The 18,080-nt window shown below is 46.4% G+C and carries 15 protein-coding genes and 1 pseudogene; 4 read left to right on the forward strand and 12 right to left on the reverse strand.

Features of this window, described 5'->3' with window-relative positions; genetic code table 11:
- Nucleotides 1–202: 202 nt before the first annotated feature.
- A complete protein-coding gene (locus tag ACWIP2_RS10450; protein ID WP_448519873.1) occupies nt 203–1,819 on the reverse strand; it encodes a hydantoinase B/oxoprolinase family protein in 1,617 nt (538 codons plus the stop codon).
- Between the two features lie 101 nt (nt 1,820–1,920).
- Between ACWIP2_RS10450 and ACWIP2_RS10455 the strand changes: the two genes are divergently transcribed.
- A complete protein-coding gene (locus ACWIP2_RS10455) occupies nt 1,921–3,492 on the forward strand; it encodes a hypothetical protein (protein WP_448519874.1) in 1,572 nt (523 codons plus the stop codon).
- Between the two features lie 92 nt (nt 3,493–3,584).
- On the opposite strand, the gene ACWIP2_RS10460 is transcribed toward ACWIP2_RS10455, so the two are convergent.
- From ACWIP2_RS10460 to ACWIP2_RS10485, 6 genes are all read right to left on the reverse strand, one after another.
- Nucleotides 3,585–3,710, reverse strand: a complete 126-nt coding sequence (locus ACWIP2_RS10460; RefSeq protein WP_448519875.1) for a hypothetical protein — start codon at nt 3,708–3,710, stop codon at nt 3,585–3,587.
- Between the two features lie 154 nt (nt 3,711–3,864).
- Entirely contained in the window at nt 3,865–4,857 is a 993-nt protein-coding gene (locus tag ACWIP2_RS10465) for an NAD(P)H-dependent glycerol-3-phosphate dehydrogenase (protein ID WP_448519876.1), read from the reverse strand.
- Between the two features lie 17 nt (nt 4,858–4,874).
- Entirely contained in the window at nt 4,875–5,531 is a 657-nt protein-coding gene (locus tag ACWIP2_RS10470) for a DUF4159 domain-containing protein (protein ID WP_448519877.1), read from the reverse strand.
- Between the two features lie 23 nt (nt 5,532–5,554).
- Nucleotides 5,555–6,400 carry a hypothetical protein gene (locus ACWIP2_RS10475; RefSeq protein ID WP_448519878.1) on the reverse strand — a complete coding sequence of 282 codons (846 nt, stop codon included), beginning with the start codon at nt 6,398–6,400 and terminating at the stop codon, nt 5,555–5,557.
- Nucleotides 6,397–7,470 carry an AAA family ATPase gene (locus tag ACWIP2_RS10480; protein ID WP_448519879.1) on the reverse strand — a complete coding sequence of 358 codons (1,074 nt, stop codon included), beginning with the start codon at nt 7,468–7,470 and terminating at the stop codon, nt 6,397–6,399. The genes ACWIP2_RS10475 and ACWIP2_RS10480 overlap by 4 nt, the downstream gene beginning before the upstream one ends.
- A gap of 8 nt (nt 7,471–7,478) precedes the next feature.
- Complete coding sequence (locus ACWIP2_RS10485) at nt 7,479–8,207, reverse strand: 16S rRNA (uracil(1498)-N(3))-methyltransferase (protein WP_448519880.1); 729 nt, start codon at nt 8,205–8,207, stop codon at nt 7,479–7,481.
- A gap of 33 nt (nt 8,208–8,240) precedes the next feature.
- On the opposite strand from ACWIP2_RS10485, the gene ACWIP2_RS10490 reads away from it, so the two are divergent.
- Nucleotides 8,241–8,675, forward strand: a complete 435-nt coding sequence (locus tag ACWIP2_RS10490) for a DsrE family protein (protein WP_448519881.1) — start codon at nt 8,241–8,243, stop codon at nt 8,673–8,675.
- Between the two features lie 438 nt (nt 8,676–9,113).
- Here ACWIP2_RS10490 and ACWIP2_RS10495 read toward each other — a convergent pair whose 3' ends face one another.
- The 4 genes from ACWIP2_RS10495 to ACWIP2_RS10510 form a co-directional block, all read right to left on the reverse strand.
- Entirely contained in the window at nt 9,114–10,448 is a 1,335-nt protein-coding gene (locus tag ACWIP2_RS10495; RefSeq protein ID WP_448519882.1) for a cation:dicarboxylate symporter family transporter, read from the reverse strand.
- Nucleotides 10,449–10,457: 9 nt separating this feature from the next.
- Nucleotides 10,458–11,372, reverse strand: a complete 915-nt coding sequence (locus ACWIP2_RS10500) for an AEC family transporter (protein WP_448519883.1) — start codon at nt 11,370–11,372, stop codon at nt 10,458–10,460.
- A gap of 33 nt (nt 11,373–11,405) precedes the next feature.
- Nucleotides 11,406–14,354 carry a TonB-dependent receptor domain-containing protein gene (locus tag ACWIP2_RS10505; protein WP_448519884.1) on the reverse strand — a complete coding sequence of 983 codons (2,949 nt, stop codon included), beginning with the start codon at nt 14,352–14,354 and terminating at the stop codon, nt 11,406–11,408.
- A gap of 298 nt (nt 14,355–14,652) precedes the next feature.
- A complete protein-coding gene (locus ACWIP2_RS10510; RefSeq protein WP_448519885.1) occupies nt 14,653–14,817 on the reverse strand; it encodes a hypothetical protein in 165 nt (54 codons plus the stop codon).
- Nucleotides 14,818–15,352: 535 nt separating this feature from the next.
- On the opposite strand from ACWIP2_RS10510, the gene ACWIP2_RS10515 reads away from it, so the two are divergent.
- Nucleotides 15,353–16,081 carry an SDR family NAD(P)-dependent oxidoreductase gene (locus tag ACWIP2_RS10515; protein ID WP_448519886.1) on the forward strand — a complete coding sequence of 243 codons (729 nt, stop codon included), beginning with the start codon at nt 15,353–15,355 and terminating at the stop codon, nt 16,079–16,081.
- Between the two features lie 60 nt (nt 16,082–16,141).
- Entirely contained in the window at nt 16,142–17,725 is a 1,584-nt protein-coding gene (locus ACWIP2_RS10520) for a GNAT family N-acetyltransferase (protein ID WP_448519887.1), read from the forward strand.
- A gap of 94 nt (nt 17,726–17,819) precedes the next feature.
- Here the strand turns inward: ACWIP2_RS10520 and ACWIP2_RS10525 are convergent.
- Nucleotides 17,820–18,080: pseudogene (locus tag ACWIP2_RS10525) on the reverse strand (acyl-CoA desaturase); the annotation flags it as partial.

The raw sequence follows: 18,080 nt of genomic DNA on the forward strand, positions 1-18,080 counted from the left end.
TTCCGAAGGGTTTTTTGTTGACTAATTGTTTTAATCGGCAATCCAACTCTTTCAGGACATAGTTGATACTCAACAATTAGCGATCACACCCAGAGAGTATGCTACGCTTGTAACATAACCTTTGGGCTGTGATGAACCCATACATAGCAAATAAAGAATGCACAGGTACAAATCTTATTTCAATTTGTACACTAGCAACCCCCTACAAATAGCCCAAGAGACGGTCGCGTTGGATAGCTGTTGTATCGCGTTCGGCAGGGTTGCCATAGCCGCCGCCACCGGGTAGGTCTAAAATCAGTTCGTCGCCCGGATAGAGTTTGGTTAGCCCTTTGGGAGGTATAAATCGCTCCGGCACAATGCGAATAGCGCCGCCGCCGCCGTTCTGTCCGCCGCAGAGTCCGTGCGGTTGTGTCTTTGTTTTTTCGGTCAGGATGGAAATATTGATCGGTTCTTTGCCAATCATTTTGAAGCTGAATCGCTGCCCCAGCCCGCCGCGATATTTGCCCGCGCCGCCTGTTCCCGGACGCAGCGATTTTTCCGTTACCAGAATAGGCGCATCGTTTTCCAATACTTCAATTGGTACGTTGGCAACATTGGTTGGGAAGCTAAGCGTGTGCGGGCCGTCGGCATCGGGGCGCGCACCGTAACCGCCGTTCAGGAAAAAGTATTCTACAAAAGTAGCATCGGGCTTTTTGCGGTCGGTATGCTGCCCGTTGAGTACGATGCACCAACAGGCGCTGCCGCAATCTGCCTGCACTTGCATAGGCACAGCTTGCGAAAGCGCGCCGAAAACAGGTGCAAACAAAATATTGCCCGTGATGTTGCGCGCGCCCAGCGGCACGGGCTTTTGCGCGTTTAACAGCGAACCCTTCGGCGCGCTTACTTTGATAGGGCGAAAAGCACCTTCATTGTTAGGTACGTCAGGACTAAACGTGCATTTAATCGGGTAGGCTGTGTAGGCATAAGTGTAGTTTTGCACGGCGTTGATGCCCAGCGAATGTGCGCCGGAAGTGCCTGTATAGTCCACCGAAATCTCATCGCCAGCAATCGTAATGGCACATTCAATATGCACAGGTTCATCTAATCCATCGCCGTCGGCATCGTAAGAGTAGCGATAAACGCCGTCGGGCGCTTTGGCGATAGCTTCACGCATCGCTTTTTCCGTCGCCTCAATAATTTGGTCGGAGAGCGCCTCAATATCGTCCATGTTCATTTCGTCCATGAGGCGTTGCAGCGAGCGAATGCCTTGGTCATTAGCCGCCACCTGGGCGCGAATGTCGCCCAGCGTTTGGCGAGCTGCCCGCACGTTGGCTTCTATAAGGCTGAAAAGCGTTTGGTTAGGTTTTCCCGCCTCGTAAAGTTTGGTAGGAGGCACCATTAACCCCTCTTCGTAAAGGTCGCGTGCGCCTGCGCCCCAGAGGCTGCCGCCCATGTCGGGGGAGTGCGCAATCGTGCCGATGAAGCCGATGAGTTGCCCTTTGCGGAAAATAGGCGATACCAGCCCGATGTCGGGTTTGTGTCCTGCGCACAGCCAAGGGTCATTGGTCATCACTACGTCGCCCTCTTGCCAGGTTTCAGGAGGGAAGTAATCTTTTAGGAGCGCTTGGGTAAGCATCGGCAGCACCCCCAGAAAGGACGGCACGCTAATGCCAGATTGCGCCACCGACTGCCCGCGCCGATTCATCAGCACCACGGCAAAGTCGTTGCTTTCGCGGGTTACGGTAGAAAAGGCGGTGCGCTGCAAAGTAGTTCCGGCTTCGTCCACAATGGCCAGCAACCGCGACCACAAAATAGAAAGGGTAATGGCATCGTATTTCATTTTCCTATGGGCTTGGTGAGCTATTATTGTTACAACAATGGTTAATGAGGTGAACTATCCGTAATGATACGAAAAAAGCGTGAATTCATATCTTTGTATGTATGAAAAAACGCTTCAACATCACAGGCACCTGCCGTCCCGATGAACATTACATGATGGACGATAGCCGCCGTTTTGCGGCAATCATGGAAATGGTGGAATACGGTGACTATTTTGTCATCAACCGCCCGCGACAGTACGGGAAGACAACCATGCTCGTTGCCCTGCGCAGGGAGCTTGGAAAGCAGACGAATTATTTACCCGTTTTCATGAATTTTCAGGGGGTGGATTCCTCCGCTTATGAGAGCGATATAAGTTTTGGGCAGTTTTTTTATCATCAACTTGTTTCTGCGCTGCAACGTTCAAAAGAATTTGGCAATAAAGAAGCGCTGACACAACTACCTCCTCCACAAAGCATGACCGACCTATCCGAGCGCATTACAGATATTGTCTGCCTGACGGAAAAAAAACTGGTTTTGCTCATTGATGAAGTGGATGCCAGCAGCAATTACGAGCCTTTTTTGGTCTTGTTGGGCATGTTGCGAACCAAATATCTGAACCGAGACTTTCCTGAACATTATACTTTCCATAGCGTGGTTTTGGCAGGTGTACACGATATTAAATCGCTGAAATTCAAACTTCGCAACCCTCAAGATGCCCAAACCAACAGCCCCTGGAATATCGCTACGGATTTTAAAGTAGTGATGGAATTTTACCCCAATGAAATCGCTTATATGTTGCGCCAATACAGCGAGGCGGAACATGTGAAAATCAATTTTGAAGAATTTTCAGAGAAACTGTACTACTACACATCGGGCTATCCCTTTCTGGTTTCCAAACTCTGCAAAACGATTGCCGAAGATATTTTGCCCCAAAAAGCCGATAAAAGTTGCTGGACATTGGATGATTTGGAAGCTGCTGTGCAACTACTGCTGAAAGAAAACAATACGAATTTTGACAGTTTGATCAAGAATTTAGAGAATAACGAAGATTTATACAAGCTGGTTGAGGCAATATTGTTGGAAGGCTACAAAATGCCTTATGACCCCTATGTTAGTCTTATTCGTTTGGGCGAAATGTACGGCATTTTCAAGGGCAATGGCATTATTAAAATTCACAACCGTATTTACGAGCAATTGATTTACAACTATTTGACTACAAACAGATTACAAAAAATAATCACCCAACAAACCTATCATTTTAGAGACAATTATTTAGCCACTGACGGCAGTTTGGACTTGAAAACGGTTTTGCTCAAATTCCAAGCCTTTATGAAAGAGCAGTACAGCAAAAAAGACAGTACCATGCTCGAACGCGAATGGCGGTTAATTTTCTTGGCGTTTTTAAAACCAATTTTGAACGGACAAGGGCATGATTTCAAAGAAGTTGAAACTTCGGAAGAGAAGCGCTTGGATGTCGTAGTTACCTATTTGCAATGGAAATACATCATTGAGTTGAAGCGTTGGGCTGGTGAAAAGTCCCACGAAAAAGGCTTGAACCAATTAGCCGATTATTTAGATATTCACGGCGTAAAAGAAGGCTTTCTATTGATTTTTGACGACCGCGAAAAACCGACGTGGCGCGAGGAACTGATACACCACAAGGGCAAAGAGATTTTTGCGGTGTGGGTATAGCTTACTGCTGCACCCGATACCGCTCCACAAATGCGCTACGCGAATCAACTTGCCCGACTCAGGTTTTTCGCCTGTCAGTTGCTCAAACAAACCTAACAGCAGTTCCATGGGTGCGTCCTCTGTGTCGGGCAAGGGGGTGTGTTGAGCGTAGCCGCTTTCATCTCTTCCCACAAATGCGGGTCGCTGCGTAGCCCCCAGCCCACAGAAGCGGCAAACAAATCAGCGACGAATTGTATTTTTTCATGGGGATAGCGTTCAAATGATCGGACAAATGAAAAAGTATTGTACACTTTAGGGTGCGCGTTATCTAATTATTGATTATCAATCACTTACACACCCTGAAGGACGTGTTACAATTTACCGAACTACTTACTACGCTAATAAATCCCGCAAAATCTGAAACTCTACAATCGGCGAAATTTTTTCGTACAAAATATTGTAAACCGCCTGCGTAATCGGCATTTTCACTTGGTATTTTTTCATAATCGGTGCAATACAGGCGACGGCGTAGTAACCTTCGGCGACCATCTGCATTTCAAACTGAGCGGATTTGACCGAATAGCCGCGCCCAATCATGCTGCCGAAGGTGCGGTTGCGGCTGAATTGGGAGTAAGTTGTTACGAGCAGATCGCCGAGGTAAGCAGAGGCGTTCAGGTCGCGCTCCATCGGGGCTACCGCATCCAGAAAGCGGCGGATTTCCTGCATGGCATTGGCTACGAGTACTGCCTGAAAGTTGTCGCCGTAGTTTAGCCCGTGCGCAATGCCGCAGGCAATGGCGATAATGTTTTTCATCACGGCGCAATATTCTGCCCCGACGAGGTCTTCAATGGTCGTGGCTTTCAGGTAGCGGCAACTAATGAGCAAGGCAAAGGCTTTGGCTTTGGCTATATTGGCGCCGCAGATGGTCAGGTAAGAAAGTTTTTCCAGCGCAACCTCTTCGGCATGGCAAGGCCCGGCGATAGCGAGCAAATCATCGGCTGGAACGCCAAAACGCTGCATCACATAATCTGTTACCAGCACATTTTCGTGGCGCACCATGCCCTTGATAGCCGAGACGATAATTTTTGCATGTAAGAAATTGGGCGGCAGCATATCCAACACTTCATGTACAAAAGCGGAAGGCACGGCCAGCAGCACCACATCCGCAGGGGCGATTGCTTCTCGCAAATCTTGATGCGGCTTTATTTTTTTCAGATTCAAGTGGACGCCGCTCAGGTAGCGCGGATTGTGTCCATAGTTGATAATGTGGTTCAAGTCGGCTTTGGAACGCAGCCACCAGTTGATAACCACCTCATTTTCAGATAATAACTTCACCAATGCGGTTGCCCAACTTCCGCCGCCGATAACAGCTACCGTTGTCTCCATTTCAATTCGTATCGTCCTTAGTTTTGGGTAAAGGCATACATCAGAATGTTTGCGCCCATCTGGAGTGCTTTCTGGCGTATCTCTTCAGGATTGTTGTAAATAATCTGATCTTCCCAGCCATTTCCCAAATCACATTCGTAGGTATAAAAGACTACCACGCGACCTTCGTAAATCAAACCAAAGCCTTGCGGCGGTTTGCCGTCATGCTCATGCACCTTGGGCAAGCCATTAGGGAAAATATATTTTTGTTTATAGATCGGGTGATTGAACGGCAACTCGACCAGCTCCAGTTCGGGAAAGATTTTTTTCAGTTCGGGGCGTATGAATTTATCCATGCCGTAGTTGTCATCTATGTGCAGAAAACCACCCGCAATGAGGTATTTGCGCAAGTTTTGCGCTTCGGACGGACTGAAAACGACGTTTCCGTGCCCAGTCATGTGGATGAAAGGGTAGGAAAATATTTCAGGGCTGCCGGGTTCTACAATTTCCTCTTCGGGGGCGATGTTCGTTCCCAGATGGCGGTTGCAAAAGGCAATCAGGTTGGGCAAAGATGTTTTGTTAGCATACCAATCGCCGCCGCCGTTGTATTTCAGTTTGGCGATTTTCAAGGGACGTTCCTGCGCTTGGGCGGAGAGGCACAAGAGGCAAAACAAAAAGCATCCAATGTATTTCATCTGCATAGCCATTATCTGTTGGTTTATAATTTGGATTCAACCATTGTGCGGAAGGTTACAAGGTCATCGTACTCTGTGTAATCAAACTTTGCCTTTGCAAATTTATAATAGTCGTTTAAGGGAAATGCCTGCCAGCGTTTGCACAATGCTTTTGCTAAATCTTTTCCCTGAAACCAGATAAGAAATTGCTGTTGATTGAAGAAAGTATCGTCAAACAAGTCCTTGAACTGGCTGAATAACAGGCGGAAGTTATCAACCGTCCATTGAGTGGTTATTTGTGCTACGCCTTGCAATAGTTTTTCTGCTTCGTTGATACAACTTTGTTCATCTAATAAAGTCGGCAGACTGCCGCTGCCGCTCATCCATGATGTTCCAAATTTGGGGTCTGTACGCATAGCGCCCAAGGCATGACGCGCCGCCTGATAGTAGCGTATGTCTTTGGCAGCTGCTATGAGTGCCTGCTGCACATCAGCAAAATTATTTACCTGATAGTTTCCAGCAATATCTTTCATTTGCACGAACTCAAACAATCGTTGTGGATGAATCAGGTAATTTTCTATTGTTGTTCGCCGACTGAAACAAATACAACCAACCTCGCAGTCGTTATGCTTCTTAGCTTCGGTACTTAGGTTGCTATTTTGATAGTCAGTCTGTAAATTTTTGTCAAAATCGCGGTCGCGGAAGAAAAAATAATAATCAGACCTGTCTGGTTTATAGCCTTCCAAAGCATCAATGACAGCCGCTGCGCCACGTTTGCTGCCTATCGGCTCAATTTTAACAGCAAACAATCCCATTAAGACCTGCTCAAGCACGTCATAATCAGGGCTGCCTTTTTTGCCCTCGCAATAAACCGTGATAATTTTACTCATGAGCCAAGCCTAATAATTTGATTTTCTGATTCATCAAACAATGTAATGACGCTGTTGGAGTGAGAGGTGAAAATAAACTGGTTATTTTCACCAAGTTGGGTCAGTACGCGAACAAGCGCTTGCTGCAAGGGCGGATGCAGATGCAACTCTACTTCATCAATAATAATGATGGAATGGTTGATATTCCAACGGGCAAAATCCATTAGTATCGGAAAAACAGCCCGTTCGCCTGCCGACATGGAGGCAAGTTCATACCCGTTTTTACCATCGTGAAGAAAAAAATCAGGCGCGCTGGCTTGCTCGTATATGTCAAAGCGCGGCGCGACACCTTCAAATCTGCGGTCGGGAAAAACTTTCCTGTAAAGCGTTTCCAACTTGGCATAGAAATCAAATTCGCCTTCGCGAATAGGACGCGGATTGACTGAACGTGTTACGTCTAAATGATAAGCATAGGCGTTTGCCAGAAAACGACGGATAAAATCCAACTGTTGTTTTTCTTCTTCCAACATGAACGACAGGTTGAAGGCATTGCGCTGCTCATTGTACCAATAGATATTACCTACTTTTTCAAAAAGCGATGACTTATTGGGGGTATGTTTGGCAAGTTGCTTGGCAAACTGATAGCCGCGCATTTGCTGAAAAGCTGCCGCATGTTCTTTGGCAAAAACTTTCCTTCTTTCGTAGTCTAATGCCAATGTTATTTTTTCAAGATTTCCGGGTTGGGTTTTCATGCGAAACCCTATATCCGATAATCGCTTGGCATATGCCTGTATGTTGGATAGTTCTTCTTGTGCAAATATGATTTCAGCTTCAATACTGAGTGGCAGATTGCCGTTTTGAATTTGACGATATTCAAATCCGGGCCAGTCTAATTTTTCGGGAGTAAATTTATCGCGTACAGCGCCCGCTATCAGGCATACAATCGCTTGCAGAATAGAAGATTTGCCCGTTCCATTATTGCCTACAATCAGGGTTTTTTCATTGACTGCGCCTGTGGAATCAGTGAAGCTGAATTTTTTTGGTTCTCTGAATCGCTTGTAATTCTTCAAGGTGATGCTTGCTATCTGCATATCCACATTTACTTTACTTCATTCAACAAATGTAAGGTATGACAGCCTAAAATGGCTGCCGTTTCGGTGCGGAGGCGCGTGTTGCCCAACCCTGCTATTTGAAAACCTGCGGCTTGGGCGGCTGCAAGTTCGGCGGGAGTAAAATCGCCCTCCGGCCCGATGAGTAGGCAAATATCGGTAGCGGGCTGCGCCAGTTGGAACAGGTGCAGGGGCTTTTCCTTATCTGCATGGGCGATAAAACGCTCCCTTTCGCTGACTTTTTCCAGAAAATCAGTAAAAGGCAAGGGCTGTTGCATTTGCGGCAGCCAATATTGCAGCGATTGTTTCATAGCTGAAAGCGCTTTTTTCTCCATGCGTTCCAGATTGAAATGCGTCCGCTCGGTGCGTTCGGTGAGCAAAAAGCTGATGCGATCTATGCCCATTTCCGTGCATTTTTCCACCATCCACTCCATTCGCTCGGCGTTTTTGGTAGGCGCAACTGCCAGATGGATACTGCCCTGATAAGGTTTGGGCTGCAATGTACGCTTCATCACACCTACTTTGCAGCGTTTCGGATGCGCATTGGTAATCATTGCCTCGGCGAGCGTTCCCCTGCCGTCGGTGAAATGAATGGCATCGCCTTGCGCCATGCGAAGCACGCGCACGCAGTGTTTGGATTCTTCTTCGGAAAGCACAAATTCCTGATGAACGGGCGGAATTTGTGCCGCATAGAACAGTTGCATAGCCCAAATTTGCATATAAAATGCTTAACTTACCGAAAATTCAGTATTATGAGTGGCTTACTTCGCTGTTTTTACAGCCTTTTTATTTTTTCTGTCCTAATGATGGCGGCACATACAGCATCTGCGCAAAATCCTAAAAAGCATCGGGTGGTGATGCAGTTCACCACAAGCGACACAGCCGCTCATCGCGCGCTGATGAATCAGTTGAAAAACCTACTGGAAGGTTTCGGACAAGAAAACTTGGAAATGGAAGTTATTTGCCACAACAAAGGTTTGGATTTGCTGATGAAAACAAGCCCATTTGCATCAAAAATCACTGATTTTCAGCAAAAAGGCATCAAATTTATGGCTTGTCGGCAAACGATGACCCAGCGCAATATTAAAGAAGAGGATATAGTAAGTTGCCCTATCATTCCACGAGGCCTGGTGTGGATTATCGAACGACAGGAGGAAGGCTGGAGCTATATCAAAGGAGGATTCTGACCTACTCATTCATTGATCTGTTGATTTACTTTTCCATGCGAATCAGTAGTTAGACAGTTCCTACAGCAATAATTGCGACAGCTATTTTAATTGTCCTGTAACGAGGCTGCCCAAAAAGTAACACGGACTTTAGTCTGTGATTTCCTAAATAACTGATAGTCAAATAACTGAGGCTGTCCAGAAAGGCTACACGTAGCATAGACTTCAGTCTGTAGTCGTCTGATTATCAAGTATTTAAACGATCACAGAATAGAGTCTATGTTACTTTTTGGACAGCCTCAAAAACTAAGCAGGGACGATTTAATGCTACCAATATGCAATCCCTACAAGATAAAGGCATGGTGTATGATTTATTTTACACACTTTTTGGGATAGTATCTTTGCACTGTCCCATAGCCTTCCATGTAACAGACTAAAAACTTAACCGAAGGCCGTTGGCTAATTCGGTTCTTTTATGGCTGGTGGGGTAGCTTCAACGGCGACTTCTTGGGCTACAGGGTTTGCGGTTTTGCCAAAAGCAACCTGCATTTGTTCGCGGTCAAACTCTTTTTCATTATTGGCAAGCCATATGGTAGCTACGCCGTTGCCAATAAAATTGGTAATTGAACGCGCTTCGGACATAAACCTGTCCACACCCAGCAACAACGCTAACCCTTCTATCGGAATAACTTTAATGGCTGTCAGCGTAGAGGCAAGCACGATAAATCCGCTGCCTGTAACCCCCGCCGCACCTTTAGAAGTAACCATCAAAATACCGATAACAGTTAATATTTGCGTCATATCTAAATGCACATTATATACTTGTGCAAGAAAAATAGTCGCCATAGACAAATAAATAGTCGTTCCATCCAAGTTAAACGAGTAGCCGGCAGGAACAACCAGCCCTACCACCGATTTTGAGCAGCCCATTTTTTCCAACTTTTCCATCAGGGAGGGCAGTGCGGCTTCCGATGAAGAAGTACCCAGCACAATAAGCAATTCATCGCGGATGTATTTAAGAAAATCCCATAGTCGGATTTGGTAGGTGCGCATGATATACCAAAGCACGACAAAGATAAACAGCGCCATAGTCATATATACCGTAATCATCAGTTTGGCAAGCGGCAGCAACGTTTTGATGCCATATTTGCCAATGGTAAACGCCATGCCGCCAAATGCGCCCACAGGGGCGAGCAACATAACTTTGTGCAGCGCCCAAAATACTTTTTTAGAAATAGGGCTGAGAAAGTCAATGATTCGCTGCCTGCCGGAGTAGTTGCTCATCAATGTGCCAAATAGTATGGCGATTACAAGCACTTGCAGCGTGGAATTATCCATAAAAAACTGCCACCAACTAAACGCCGTAGAGGCCTGCGTATATTTTGAAATATCGCCGCTACCGACCTGCTCGGTAGCCACGCCATCGCCGGGACGTATCACGTTGGCAACTACAATGCCAATAATGAGCGCTACCGTAGTTACCACCTCAAAATACAGCAGCGCTTTCGCGCCTACCTTGCCTACTTTTTTCAGATTGCCCATGCTGATAATCCCCAGCGTAATGGTCAAAAAGATAATAGGATTAATAAATAATTTAACAATACTAATGAAAGTTTTGCCTAAAAATTCGCTCAAAGTTGCTCCTACTTCAAACTCTTGCCCCAGAAGGCGCGTTTTCATAGGCGCATCTATGATTTTTGTCAGCACCAGTTCCGGATAAAAATGCCCCAGAAGAATGCCAAGCGTGATGGCGGTCAGTACCCAGAAAGTCAGGTTAGTGAATATTTTTTTCATATGACACAATCAGTTGAACCACTGTAAGAGATAATAAACGGGTAGGGAAGTTAGCAAAGAGAGCGGTAAACCGATGCCCACCATCGCCGAGGCCAGCGGCGGGTTAAGCCCGTATTGGCTTGCAATAATAGCGGCGGTATTCATAGGCCCCAGCGCGGCGCCAATCACGCAGATTTCGGCAACCATGCCCCTTTGACCGCCTATCTGAAACAGTGCGAGCCAAACCAACAGCGGAGCAAGCAGTAATTTGAACCCCAAACCTGTGTAAAGATGCTTGAGTAAAGCACGCTTACCTGATAAATCTATTTGCAAACCGACAGAAAATAAAGCCAAAAAGCTAAATGGAGCAGCTATTTTTTGGAGCAATTCTTTCAACATAGAAGGAATAGACACTTCCATGATGTTGATGCCTATGGCAAGCACGAATGCTATAAAAACAGGGAAACCCAGTACGTTGATTAATATTTTGCCCAATGATGGCCTGCCGGAGGCGTAGTAAGCAGCCGTAATTACGCCCAGTGTGGCACATACCATAAAAGAACCCGCTTGACTCATCAGAATACCGATGCGCAGTCCCTCTGCGCCGTAAAAAAGTTCAAAAATAGGGAAACCAAGAAAGGAAACGCTCGGAATGCCGGCGGTCATTATCAGCACGGCTTCGCTGTGGCGGTGCGTATGGTTCAACTTACCTGTCAGTTTGAAAAAAAGAAAGCTCGTCGCATACAAGCACCAAGGCATCAGTACCGGTATAAGCGCATGGCGACTTAGTTGCGCCTCTGAAGCATAAATAAGCGTGGCGGCAGGCAGGCAGACATATAAAATCACCAGATTGATTACTTCATGTGCGTTGCCTTTTAGGAGGCCGCTTCTTTTAAAAGCAGCCCCCAAAGTCAGGCAAGAAAACAAGAAGAGTAGATTTGTCATGCATTAATTATCTGTTAATCAACGCTTTATGCGTTAAAAATTGAGCGAGGCATTAACGTAATAGAATGCGCCGTTAAAGCCGAACTGGTTCGCATTGCGCGTGTAGGGCGTTTGTCCGCTAAAATAGGAGGCATAGTTGCTAAATACCTTGTCAGGATATACATCAAAGATGTTGTTGCCGCCCAACGTGATGGCAAACTTTTGGGTAACGTTGTAGACGATGACCACATCGGTAAGGGTTTTGCCGCTGAAAGTTTGGCTGCGGTGAGGCTGGTTGGCGGGTTTTTCCCATGCCGTAACAGGTCCGAAATAGTTCAGGCGAACGGTCGCGTTCAGTTTTTTCCACTGATAGCCAAGCGACACGAGTACCTTTTCGCGTGGCTGACTGGTTTCTATCAAGGCAATGCTAATGGTGTCTAACAACACAACTGGGCGGGTAGCACCCTCCTGTAATTGTGAAGGCGTAGGCTTAATGCGGCTAATTTCCGTGCGGTTTAGCGTCAACGCCACACTAGCGTTGAAACTCTTGCGCTCATTGAAGGCGTGCTTGTAGGTGGCTACCCAGTCAATACCCTGCGTACGAGTATCTATCTGATTGGTAAAAAAGGCCACTTCCTGAAATCCGGGAAACAGGTTGCGCAAAGCGGGAATATTATTGACAATCAAGTTTTCTGTAATGATAATTCTGTCTTGAATATCAATTTGATAGGCGTCTAAGGTGATAAGCAACTTATCCTTGATATTAGCCGTTACGCCGAGATTATAGTTCCAAGAAGTTTCAGCTTTGGGTTCGCTGATACCCAACTGGCGGAGGCGAGGTTCATCGCTGCGCAATTGCTTGGTCTGACGGATTTCACCTGCCTGTACGGTGGAAGTGGTAACGCTATTGAAAATCTGTTGCAGCGAAGGAGCGCGAAAACCGCGGTTGATAGAGCCACGAACGGAAAAACTTTCGGTCAGTTTGAAGCGAGTGGCTAATTTGCCTGACAAATTGCTGCCAAAGTCGCTGTAATTTTCATAGCGCAATGCGCCTGCTATCAACAATTTATCGGTAACGTCTGATTCCACATCCGCGTACACGCCAATATTGGAGCGAGTGGTGTTAGTTTCATCTTCGGGAGCGATGCCCGGACGGCCGCTTGAACCGGGCAGTTTGCCGCGCGTGCGCGCCAAAGGACCTACAAGGTACGAATTAGGGTCGCCGCGTACCAACTCAAAACGGTCAATGCGAAATTGGCTACCCAAAGCTACGTTGAAAGTCTTGGTATTGAGAAAACCTATAAAGTTTTTTGACAAGTTTACTTCTGTGGTACTTTGTCCGAAAGCGCTTTTGCCAACGTAGAAATCGCGCGGCGAGTCAGCGCCCATAGAAGGATTGGCAGTATTCTTGGCTTCCAAGTCTAAGGAGTTGTAGCCATAACCGGTACTGAAATCAAAATTCCATTCGCCAAAAACTTGCTTGCGGATACCTACCACGCCTGAGTAGTCTTTGGTTTCACCTGGCAAAATAGGCGTATAGCCATCCGGCCAGATATCAGTATTGGAATTAGGGTTGGTCGGAATCGCATTGCGGAAGAAGCCAAAGGCTTTGATTTGTTTCTCTGAAAAACCGCCAAAGGCGTAGAGCGTCCACTTGTCGTTAATAGGATAGCCAAAGTTAGCAAATCCCTGATAAGCGGTGGTTTGGTTGCTGCCGTATTCAGAAACGCGGAACTCGCCCTCTACTGGCCATACGCCTCTTGCGGCACGGGTGTTGCGCTCAACTGTAGGATTGGTAGAATAGATAGCGCCTTTAAACGGGTCGGAGCGGTCTGTGCCGTCGGCATGTTGGTAGTGCAAAGTCAGATTGAGGTAGCTTTTGTCTTTACCGAGCTTAAAGCCGTAATTAACCCCTGCCATATAAGTAGCCCCGTCGCCTTTGGTGGTAATGCCAAACTGCGATATAAACTTGCCTTGATTGACACTTCTGTTCAGGCCGATATTGACAATGCCTGCAATCGCATCGGAGCCATATTGTGCTGCCGCACCGTCGCGAAGGATTTCTATGCGGTCTAAGGCGAGGGCGGGAATGGCATTCATATCAGTTACAACAGTGCCTTTGCCCACAGTAATATTCAAATTGAGAGCAGAAAATTGATGGCGGCGTTTGCCGTCTACCAAAACCAGCACTTGGTCGGGCGAAAGACCGCGCAGCGTAGCAGGGTCGGCATAGTTGGCCACACCGTTGATACCGTACTTAGCAGAGTTAAACGAAGGCGAAGTAAACTGTAGCATCTGACCCACTTCTATCTGACCGGTATTTTGTAAATCCTTGAAACTCAATACGTCAATAGGGGCGGGACGCTCCACATCCGTACGCGCGATATTGGAACGAGAACCTACAACCGCTACTTCGCTCAATTGCAGCGAAGATTCCTCCAGCACAATAGCAAGGTTGTTGTCATCGCCAACGATTACTTCTTGGGTTTTGTAGCCGATAAAAGACAGCAATATGGTTTGCCCTTTTTCCACATTGAGCATGAAATTGCCCTCTGCATCGGTCGTTGTTCCTTTGCTGGTGCCTTTGATGACAACTGAAACGCCGGGCATTCCCTCCCCTGCCGAATTGGTTACTTTACCCTTAATAGGGTTATCGAGAAGCCCTAAAAATTCCGTGTTCAGCGGCAACTGACGGAGGATGATCTGGTTGCCTTGGGCTGTGTAAGAGATACCTATTGGTAAGAACAGTTTGTCCAGTACTTCCCACAAATGTTCATTTTGGGCTTCCAGATTCACTTTGCGTTCAGTGTGAATAATCTCAGGGCTGTAAGTAAAACGAACATCGGCAGTTTTTTCTATTTCTGCGAGCGCGACTTCCATTTCCGCATTTTGAACGCGGACCGATACGTTTCTTTCCAACAGGTTAGTGCCTGCCAAAATAGGTGCTTGCCAGAGCAACATCGCAAGCAAAATGAGTGTAGTAAGGAGTAATGATGTTTTCATCTTTGTTTTAAATTTTATTAGGTAAAACAATTTAAGTAATTAGGCTGAAAGATACAAATCGGATGATTGATAGCCTTGACCGACAATCAGAATGATTGTTCCTCATAATAAGGTATGAAACACCGACGGCTTGCGTAACGGCATCTAACTGCGCGTACATATCCCGTTTTGACTTAGATTGCCGGTGAGCCAAACGGTTCTTTTCCAGTGTGATTTGTACCTGATAGGTAGCTTGCAAGTCTTCAATCACCTGCCTATGCGAAGTTTCCGTGTAAGTAAATGTGGGAAGCGTTGGCGGCTACAGGAATAAGTTTTCTACCAGCGCTGTAACAAAGTGTTGCTGTTCGGTGTAGTAAACCATTTTATGATTGGGCGCGAGCAATACGCCGTTATTTTCATTATCCGAATATCTTCCCGAAACTGACACGATGCCGCTTCTTACGATGACCACGATGAGGGGCAATCACGTCAATGTCCTATTGTTCACGTAAGTCCTTGTTCAGAGGATTGCTGTCGTAGGTTTGATCACCGATAAGTTTTTCGGGTAGCCCTTCAATGAATAGCGAGTCTATCACCCGATCTACCGTTGTGATACCTATACAGAGGGTGTCTAAAAAGTAACACGGACTTTAGTCTGTGATTCATCAATAACTTGATAATCAAATATTTACATGTGCTGCATTCAGCCTTTTTGGACAGCCTCAGGAGCTAAGCAGGGTAGATGATTCATTTTAGCATAAATATTGATACCCCCGATACTTTCCAAATTGATACCTGATACTGCCTTCTCCTCGCGGCTGTTTTGTGCAAAAAGATTACTGCCAGAGATGCCGTGTACAGCACAAATAAAAAAGCGATGAATAAAATCTTAGTTTTCATACATCAATGGGTGAAACGATGAATCATACCCCGAAGATGTGCGCTGCAGGTAAAAGATCGCAGGACAACTGTATTTTCTTCCTACAGATTGCTCAAAAAAATTTTATATTCGCAAAGCTATGGAAACACACTTCTTCATTACAGGCACGAGTCGAGGCATCGGCAAGGCGCTCGCCGAGCGATTGGTCAAAAATCCATACCACCATGTAGTGGGCATCTCACGTCATTCAACTGTACAGCATATCCGCTATACACACGTAAATGCAGACCTGACCGACGTTGATAATCTGCCAACACTCGCCGCACAGATCTTTACAGAAAGACCTACTGCCAAACGCTTAGTACTGATTAATAATGCAGGCACTTTGGGCGAAATCGGCTACATAGGCGAAATCGCCGAACAGCAAATCATTGCCTCTTTCCGCGTTAATATGATTGCGCCGGCACTGCTTTCAAGCCTGTTTGTCCGTAGCTACGGGCATTTGCGCATCCCTAAAACCATTATCAACGTCAGTTCGGGTGCGGGTAAAAATCCCTACGATGGCTGGGCCGCCTACTGCGCCGCCAAGGCAGGTCTGGATATGTTTTCGCGCTGTATGCAGATCGAACAGGACATCCGCGAACTGGGCTTTCGCATTTTCTCCGTTGCCCCGGGCGTAGTAGATACACACATGCAACAGGAAATCCGCCAAGCGAATACAGAAGGCTTTAGCAGAATTGAGCGCTTTCGCCTACTGAAAGAAAATCGCGAACTTAGCACACCTGAAGAAGTTGCTGCCAAATTTGTTCACCTATTAGACAACGAAGACCAATACCCTGAGGTGATTTTGGATTTGCGCGGTATCTGATTTTTGGCTGCGCCATATTTTTATGCGAATTTTGCAGTATCATCCTCTATCTAAGATACCATGCCAACCAATAAGCCTGAATTGAAGAATTCTTCTCAGCAAAATACTACCGCCTCCAGCCACAAGCTCAATATCCGTAATCTGACCATTGAAGACTACGACGACATGCTGGAAATAATGCAATTAGTCTATTCTAACATCGGCGATGGTATTTGGCCAAAAACAGATATAGAAATCCTGCTTAAAATATTTCCTGAAGGGCAAATTTGCATCGAAGACAACGGCAAAGTCGTTGCCTGTGCGCTGTGTATTGTCATTGATTACGACAAATTTGGCGATAACCACACCTACCGACAAATTACGGGCAACTACAAATTCACCACTCACGACCTGAAAAAAGGCACAGTACTTTACGGCATTGACATTTTTGTTCACCCTGATTTTCAGGGGCTTAGGTTAGGTCGCCGCCTCTACGATGCCCGTAAAGAACTCTGCGAACATCTCAATCTGCGAGCAATCATAGCTGGCGGACGCATTCCGGGCTATGCTAATTATGCGGATAAAATTACCCCGCGTGAATACATCGAGTTGGTTAAAAACAAGGAAATTTCCGATCCGATCTTATCGTTTCAGTTGAGCAATGACTTTCACGTAAAGAAAGTTCTGACCAACTATCTGCCGGGCGATAGCGAGTCGAAGGCTTATGCAACGCTGCTGGAATGGAACAATATTTATTACTACGACGAAAAAGAGCCGATCATTGGCGGGCAAAAGGAGTTTGTGCGGCTTGGAGTAGTGCAGTGGCAGATGCGCAATGTACCCTCCTTGCAGGCACTGTTAGAAAATGCAGAGTTTTTCATTGATGCAGTCAGCGACTACAAGGCTGATTTTGTGCTGTTTCCCGAATTTTTCAACGCCCCACTCATGGGCTTGTTCAACGAGGATACTGCAGCTAAAGCCATCCGAAAATTAGCCAACTACACCGAAGAACTACGCGACAAGTTTGTAGAATATGCTGTTGCCTATAACATCAACATTATTGCGGGCAGTATGCCGCTCTACAACGACGGCGAACTCTACAACGTGAGCTACCTCTGTCGCCGCGATGGCACATGGGATGCACAGTATAAGTTGCACATTACCCCGGACGAGAAAAGCCACTGGGGCGTGCAGGGCGGCAGTAAACTCCGCGTTTTTGATACCGACGTATGTAAAATCGGCATCCTGATTTGCTATGACGTAGAGTTTCCCGAACTACCGCGCATACTCTCCGAGCAGGGTATGCAGATCTTATTCGTCCCTTTCCTGACCGACACACAAAACGGCTACCACCGCGTCAGCAAGTGTGCGCAGGCCCGCGCGATTGAAAACGAGTGCTACGTGGCTATTGCAGGTAATGTAGGCAACCTGCCCCGCGTCAAGAATATGGACTTAAACTATGCGCAGTCTGCCGTGTTTTCTCCTTCCGATTTCGCATTTCCTAACGATGCAACCGTAGCTCAGGCAACGCCCAATACAGAAATGACTATTATTGCCGACGTGGATCTGAGCCTGCTCAAAGAACTGCACACCGCAGGCAGCGTCCGCAACCTGAAAGATCGTCGCAAGGATTTGTACGAAATCAAGTGGTTCAACAAGAAATAGTGCAGAAATCCCAAATAAAAAAACCCTCCTTTAGCTTTGGCTATCGGAGGGTTTTACTTTGTTAGCAACAGCCGAAACCGCCTATTATGCTATTTTATCCTTCGCGGCTCACATGGCTCATGACTCGCCTCATGCGAATGATACCAAGTTTTTCCAGTACGACCATGATCACATAGGTCATGTCAATTTCGTGCCAGCGCACACCGCCGAAATTAGGTCTGCCGCCAAACTTGTGGTGGTTATTATGATAAGCCTCGCCCATCATCAGCCAGTCAAAGTGGAACAGGTTCTTCGAGGTATCGCTCACTTTGAAATTGATGTAGCCATACTTATGTGCAAACCAGTTGATAATCAT

It is taken from the genome of Rhodoflexus sp. (assembly GCF_053489755.1).